This is a genomic window from Vibrio ouci (assembly GCF_004551525.1).
Taxonomy (GTDB): domain Bacteria; phylum Pseudomonadota; class Gammaproteobacteria; order Enterobacterales; family Vibrionaceae; genus Vibrio; species Vibrio ouci.
The window spans coordinates 1-324 of the sequence record NZ_SATR01000443.1 but is presented as its reverse complement, the minus strand read 5'-3'; the positions used below and the strand labels follow the sequence as shown (position 1 = coordinate 324).

Genomic DNA, 324 nt, shown 5'->3' with positions numbered 1-324 from the left:
CCTAAGAGTGGCAGCGTTATTTTATTAAAATCGTTTCAGGCATACCAAGCTCGGTCATCTTGTTCAACGCTTTAACCATTGCGTATGCTTCTCCTACTTGGGCGTTGTAACTTCTTAAACTCAAAGAGTTACCCAACAGCTTTTTTTGAATCGATGCATCGCTGTCTCTGACAGCGAGCGCTTGTGGTAGCCATATTTCGATTTCCAGTATTTGTTGGACCCATACAGTTCTTGACAAGCAACCGCGAGATTACGTGGGTGATATCTTTCCCAGTAAGCTGCATTGGTTCTTGGTGGAATAAGGGGGACAGCTCGCTTAATGCG

At 44.8% G+C, this 324-nt stretch carries 1 pseudogene; it reads right to left on the bottom strand.

Annotation, left to right across the window (positions count from 1 at the left end):
- Positions 1 to 16: 16 nt before the first annotated feature.
- Positions 17 to 324 (bottom strand): annotated as a pseudogene (locus ELS82_RS26190) (IS5/IS1182 family transposase); the annotation flags it as partial.